This window comes from Oleiphilus sp. HI0079 (assembly GCF_001635105.1).
In genome coordinates, this window is the sequence record NZ_LWFT01000579.1 from 1 (window position 1) to 6324 (window position 6324).

The 6324-nt window shown below is 48.5% G+C and carries 6 protein-coding genes; 3 read left to right on the forward strand and 3 right to left on the reverse strand.

What is annotated here, in order from left to right; all coding sequences use genetic code 11:
- The 3 genes from mfd to A3750_RS09735 all read left to right on the forward strand — a co-directional run.
- Positions 1 to 2018 (forward strand): transcription-repair coupling factor (gene mfd / locus A3750_RS09725; RefSeq protein ID WP_068548219.1); only part of this gene is annotated, 2018 nt, incomplete at its 5' end.
- Positions 2019 to 2036: 18 nt separating this feature from the next.
- Positions 2037 to 2882 (forward strand): CsiV family protein, encoded by an 846-nt coding sequence (locus A3750_RS09730; RefSeq protein ID WP_197466361.1) that lies wholly within the window; start codon positions 2037 to 2039, stop codon positions 2880 to 2882.
- The gene (locus tag A3750_RS09735; RefSeq protein ID WP_068457233.1) at positions 2879 to 3334 is read left to right on the forward strand and encodes a YaiI/YqxD family protein; all 456 of its coding nucleotides are present in this window, start codon (positions 2879 to 2881) and stop codon (positions 3332 to 3334) included. The genes A3750_RS09730 and A3750_RS09735 overlap by 4 nt, the downstream gene beginning before the upstream one ends.
- A gap of 86 nt (positions 3335 to 3420) precedes the next feature.
- Here A3750_RS09735 and A3750_RS09740 read toward each other — a convergent pair whose 3' ends face one another.
- The 3 genes from A3750_RS09740 to nagZ all read right to left on the reverse strand — a co-directional run.
- Entirely contained in the window at positions 3421 to 4164 is a 744-nt protein-coding gene (locus A3750_RS09740; protein WP_068457825.1) for an S-methyl-5'-thioinosine phosphorylase, read from the reverse strand.
- Between the two features lie 36 nt (positions 4165 to 4200).
- Entirely contained in the window at positions 4201 to 5331 is a 1131-nt protein-coding gene (locus tag A3750_RS09745) for a mechanosensitive ion channel family protein (protein ID WP_068464500.1), read from the reverse strand.
- 2 nt (positions 5332 to 5333) lie between these two features.
- Positions 5334 to 6324: beta-N-acetylhexosaminidase (gene nagZ, locus A3750_RS09750; RefSeq protein ID WP_231871780.1), on the reverse strand; the 991-nt coding region annotated here is incomplete at its 5' end.

Sequence of the window (6324 nt, forward strand, 5' to 3'; positions counted from 1 at the left end):
CCGAGTTACGCATCGGCGCACCTGTCGTCCACATTGATCATGGCGTAGGTCGTTACCGCGGCCTCGAAACCATCAGTGTCGACGGTATGACCGATGAGTTTTTAACGCTCGAGTACGCTGGCGGATCAAAGCTCTACGTGCCAATAGCCTCCTTGAATCTGATATCCCGTTATAGCGGGACGGACGAAGCACTCGCTCCATTACATCGATTAGGTACCGAAAAATGGAGCACTGCCAAACAGAAAGCGCTTGAGAAGATTCGCGATACCGCCGCGGAATTGTTAGAAGTGTATGCCAAACGCGCCGCAAAAGAAGGTTTTAAATACGACCACCCTGGTCAGTCATATAGAGCATTTTGTGCGGGCTTTCCGTTTGAAGAGACGCCTGATCAAGCAACGACGATTAATGCCGTTGTACAAGACATGACGCGCACTCAACCGATGGATCGCCTAGTGTGCGGCGACGTAGGGTTTGGCAAAACGGAAGTGGCGATGCGTGCTGCGTTCATCGCAAGCTACTCTAGCAAGCAAGTCGCAGTATTGGTGCCGACGACACTTCTCGCCCAGCAGCACTACCAAAGTTTTCGTGACCGCTTTGCTGATTCGCCAGTTAATATCGAACTCATCTCTCGCTTTAAGACCGCTAAAGAGCAAGATAAAATCCTCAAGCGCGTTACAGATGGCGACGTAGATATACTCGTCGGTACGCACAAGTTAATTCAAGGTGATATTAAGTTCAAAAACCTCGGCTTGCTGATCATTGACGAGGAGCATCGCTTTGGGGTTCAGCAAAAAGAGAAGCTCAAAGCGTTAAGGGCAGAGGTCGACATTCTGACGCTGACCGCCACCCCAATTCCTCGGACTCTCAACATGGCGATGGGTGGTGTTCGAGACCTATCGATTATTGCAACACCACCGGCAAGACGACTGTCGGTTAAAACGTTCGTCAGACAAAAACAAGATGCGCTTATTCGCGAATCTGTGCTTCGTGAGGTATTACGAGGCGGGCAAGTGTATTACTTGTTTAACGACGTAAAAAATATAGAGAAGGAAGTTGAGTATCTGCAAAAACTTGTTCCCGAAAGCCGGGTGAGTTTTGCGCACGGCCAGATGCGCGAACGTGAACTCGAACAAGCTATGTCGGACTTCTATCATCAGCGCTTTAATGTACTTGTCTGCTCGACCATTATTGAAACGGGCATTGACATACCAAATGCCAATACCATCATCATTGATCGGGCCGATAAATTTGGACTTGCTCAACTTCATCAATTACGAGGTCGCGTTGGACGGTCACATCACCAAGCCTATGCGTATCTCCTCACTCCGGCTGAAAAACGTTTAACACGAGATGCAGAGAAACGGCTTGAGGCAATTTCGGCAGCACAAGACCTCGGTGCCGGGTTCATGCTCGCCACGCATGATTTGGAAATACGCGGCGCCGGTGAATTACTGGGCGAAGAACAGAGCGGGCAGATCCAAAGTGTTGGTTTCTCACTTTACATGGAACTACTAGAACAAGCCGTTCGTTCTCTGCAAGATGGTAGCGAACTTGATCTTGAGGAGAGCATGCATGGCACGGAAGTTAACCTACGCATACCGGCCTTAATTCCTGAAGATTACTTGCCCGATGTACATGCGAGACTTGTTCTCTACAAACGCATTGCAAGCTGTCGTTCGTACAGTGAGTTAAAAGACCTTCAAGTCGAAATGATTGATCGCTTTGGTTTGTTAGCCGAGCCAACGAAGAACCTGCTTCGGCAAGCTGAGCTAAAACTCGACGCTGAAAAGCTAGGAATACTGAAAGTGGATGCGGGGGCAACAAGTGGTAGCTTTGAATTTGGCAAGCAAACTACTGTTGATCCTCTAGCTCTTGTACAATTGGTTCAAAAGGCGCCGCATATCTATCGGCTAGAAGGCGCCAATAGGCTTCGCTTTGAACTTAAGTCGTCAACACCAGATGATAAAATCGAAGAAGTCCGCGAACTTATTAAATCACTGGCGAAGCCAGCCTCATAAAGCCAAAAGGACATGTCGTTGAACGTATTTAGTATTATCAGTCAGCTGTTTAAGGGCTTTGCGGCGATTCTCCTCGCTGCAACGTTGTTGGCTTCATTCGCGTTTGCCGAGGATACCGAGAACCTTTACCAGATTGAGTTTGTGTTGTTTAAACAAGCCACGCCAGACCTTTCAATCCTTGAGTTTGAGAAAGCATCAAACACCGCTCCGCCTGCTGAAGCCTATTTGACTGTTTTCCCGTATCTCGCGGAGCCCTTGTCGCCACTCCAAAGAGTTGGACTGGATGCGCTTTCACAGCTGTCGTTGGCGGGGCAAGCCGATCGACTCAATGAGCAAGGGTATATGGTTTTGAGTCAAGGTGCTTGGCAAGAACAAATAACGAACGATACGCGCTCGCTACCAATCCGTTTGAGTTCCGAAACGCGCCCTTTCGATTGCCCGTTTTGGAGCTGGATTTGCTCCCCCGCCCAGATTGAAGGCGAAGAAGTAAACCTCGAGCAGAAAATCTCAGAGCCCACTGAGGCGTATCTAGGTCAGCTAGTGATTCGACGATCTCGTTACATGCATGCCGAAGTACATATTGATTATTATTTCAAAAAGACCGTGCGATATCGTACGTTGTTAGAATATTTCGAAAAACCCTTCTACGATCGCGCACCAATCAGCGCCTTATTCATTCCTGCGGCTCATACAAAAAGCGAAGGCTCAAGCGATACAACGCTAAGCTCAAGTTTGATCAACGTAAAATCCTTTACCTTTAAGCAAAGCCGAAGGATAAAAAATAGCGAGATTCATTACCTTGACCACCCCTATTTAGGCATGATTATCTCCATTAAACGCATTGAAGCTAGCGAGTCTTTATGACGGCGATATGGGTCGATGCCGACGCTTGTCCAAAACAGATTAAGGAAATCTTATTGAGGGCGTCTAAGCGCACAGGCGTGGAGATCACGTTTGTGGCCAATCATGCGATCCCGATACCACAAGGTTACACCCAGGTGCGAAGTTTGACGGTTTCATCCGGCTTTGACGTGGCAGACGATTTGATAGAGGACCAGGCCGCCATTGGCGATCTCGTGATCACTCAAGATATTCCTCTGGCAGACGCTGTTCTTACAAAAGGAGCAACTGTGATCAATACTCGCGGCCAAGCACTGACCAAAGAGAACATCAAGCAGCGCTTAAATATGCGGGATTTTTTGGAAACGATGCGCGCCAGCGGTGTTCAAAGCGGTGGCCCAAAGCCTTTGGGCCAAAGAGATATTCAAGAATTTGCGAATGTGCTCGATCGCTGGTTAGCGCGCTACAATCGTTAACCCACGTGGTGGTTAATGCTCATTGCGCCTAACGCACCTTAGTCAAGCCTAAGCACGAAGTTTGTCATGAATGCTCAGTGAGCGGTCTATTCTGTGGTCGACGACAAGTACGCGGCAAGCACCTGCTCGACAGATACAATGCCATTAGCAAGTGCAGCTTTAATTTCCTGCATCGTAATGGGCGCTAAACCATGCAAGCCAGCGGCCCAGTTAACACTTACGGCTAAGCATGCGTATTTAAGGCCTAGCTCAATCGCAAGCGAAGCCTCTGGCATACCGGTCATGCCGATCATATCGCCGCCATCCTGTTTTATGCGCATCACTTCAGCCGCACTTTCCAAACGCGGACCATTGGTCGCTGCGTAAACACCACACGGCAATACTTCAATATTTGCCCGCCTCGCAGCCTGTATCAAGCCTTTGCGAATAGATTGCGCATAAGGCTCGGTAAAATCAATGTGCCCAAGCTCAGCACTGGTGCCATCATGGACCGTGTGCTCCCGCCCCCAAGTGTAATCGATAATCTGATCAGGCACCGACAAAGCCTCCGGCGGCATATGGCTATGAATGCCTCCGACAGCATTGATCGCGATCACGTCGGTCACCCCAAGTTGCTTGAGTGCAAACATATTTGCGCGGTAGTTTATTTTATGTGGAGGAATTGAGTGAGGCTGCCCATGTCGCGCCAAAAAACACACGTCCCTTCCGTGATAGGCACCCGTAACAATGGACCCGCTAGGCTGACCAAAGGGTGTATCAACGGTGTGTCTATCACTCTCAGCGAAGCCGGAAAGTGCATTCAGTCCCGTGCCACCAACAATTGCGTACATTCTTCTACTCCGAATTAACCAAGGCACAAAACCAAATCAGGGCTTTGGCTCTTCGATATTATGAGCAAGCCCACTATTAACCAGTTCTGGCAAATGCACCGTTGATGTTGGGAACGCAAACTCTGCGCCCTCACCTTCGATGATCTTTATAATCTCAACCAACACTTTCTGTTTTACTGTGTGGTATTCGATCCAGTTTGTTGTCTTGGTAAAGGTATAAATAAAGAAGTCTAAAGAGGAGGCACCAAACGCATCAAAATTAACGATTAGTGTTTGCTCTGTATCAAGGTCAGGATGATTTTGTAGCATCGTTTTAACTTTAGAAACAACAGTTTCGAGCTGTTTGGCATCATCATACCGAATGCCCACCTTCTCATAGATTCGACGGTGACTCATTCTAGATGGATTCTGCACTGAAATATTCGCAAAAACTTGATTTGGAACGTAGAGAGGGCGTTTGTCAAAGGTGCGAATGGTCGTTAAGCGCCAGCCAACCTTTTCAACGGTTCCTTCAATCTCCTGATCTGGTGAACGAATCCAATCACCAACGACAAAAGGTCGGTCAAGGTAGATCATTAAGCCACCAAAAAAGTTCGCCAATAGATCCTTCGCTGCGAAACCGACTGCAATACCGCCGATACCACCAAATGCAAGCACACCACTGATACTAAAACCAAGTGTTTGCAGGGCAACAAGCACTGCCGTAATGATAATCGAAGCACGCAGTAGCTTTCCGAGCGCATGGACTGTTGTCTGATCCATAGGCTCTCGAACGCGCTCGGGATCGACAAGCAGGTTCTCAGTATGAGCGATAAACCCGACAACGAACCAAGTAAGACAGAAGATCACACCAATACGCTGCAACGGCTCTACCAAATCGAAGGCCGCGATATCCGCATATCTGTTGGCCGTGTAGGCCGCCATAGAAAGGCCAATAATCCAAATCGCAAGCGATGCTGGCCTCCGGGCAGCGTGCAACAGTGCGTCATCCCAAAGATTTTCAGTCTTTTCAAAATGGTGCTCAATATGCGTAAAAACGCGCTTTGACACGAAGCTAGCTAGCGCAGTAAGTAACACGACTGCGAATATCTCTATCGCGCTTTGGGCTGCGGCATCCTCATAGCCCAAACCAGTTAAAAATGCATTCAAACTAGCTAGAATATCCATCTCTAAGCTCCTCTAGAATTAAGTTGGTTTGCAAGTTTTACGGCGTTACGCCAACGTTCCGTTTGCCTGAGCTCAGCCCATCCTATACGTGTCTTGCCAAGCATATTAGTTAAGCGGGCGCTAGATTGGGCGCTTGACTCAAAATCAGCTAGGTGTGTAACCACCGCGTCTGCAGCGAGAGGGTTGTTGCACACTAAAACCATATCGCACCCTGCTGACAACGCCGCATCCGCACGTGCCTCAAAGCCTCCTGCTACAGTAGCGCCCTCCATTGACAAGTCATCGCTGAATATAACGCCACTAAACTGACAATCGTTTCTCAAAATATCAATCCATATGCGCGAAAACCCGGCGGGTTGGTCGTCAACCTTTGGATAAATAACATGTGCCGGCATAACAGCATCCATGCCATGCTCGCACATCTCTTTGAAGATACGCATATCGTGAGACGTAATTTCCTCAAGTGATCGACCGTCAACCGGAATGTCTACGTGCGAGTCTGCGCTCACCGCGCCATGCCCAGGAAAATGCTTTCCCGTGCTCGCCATACCAGCTTCATGCATACCGGCGATAAACGCAGAACATAGCGCTACAATAATGGTTGGATCAGACGAAAATGCGCGATCACCGATCACATCAGAAATACCGTAATCTCTATCCATGACCGGTGCAAAGCTAATATCGATATCGAAAGCGCGCAACTCCGACGCCATTAACCAACCGAGTTCTTTTGCGTCGCGGAGTGCGTTTTCCTTGTTAATTTCATACGCCATCCCGAGTGTTTGCATGCATGGTAGCTTCGTAAAACCTTCGCGAAAACGCTGCACGCGTCCTCCTTCATGGTCAACGGCAATAATAACGTCTCTTCTGGCAGCGCGAATTTGGCCAATCAAAGAAGCAAGCTGTGCTTGTGATTCGAAGTTACGCGTAAATAAAATGACACCGCCGACTAGAGGGTCGACAAGACGACTAATCTCGGATGTTGTTAAGTGA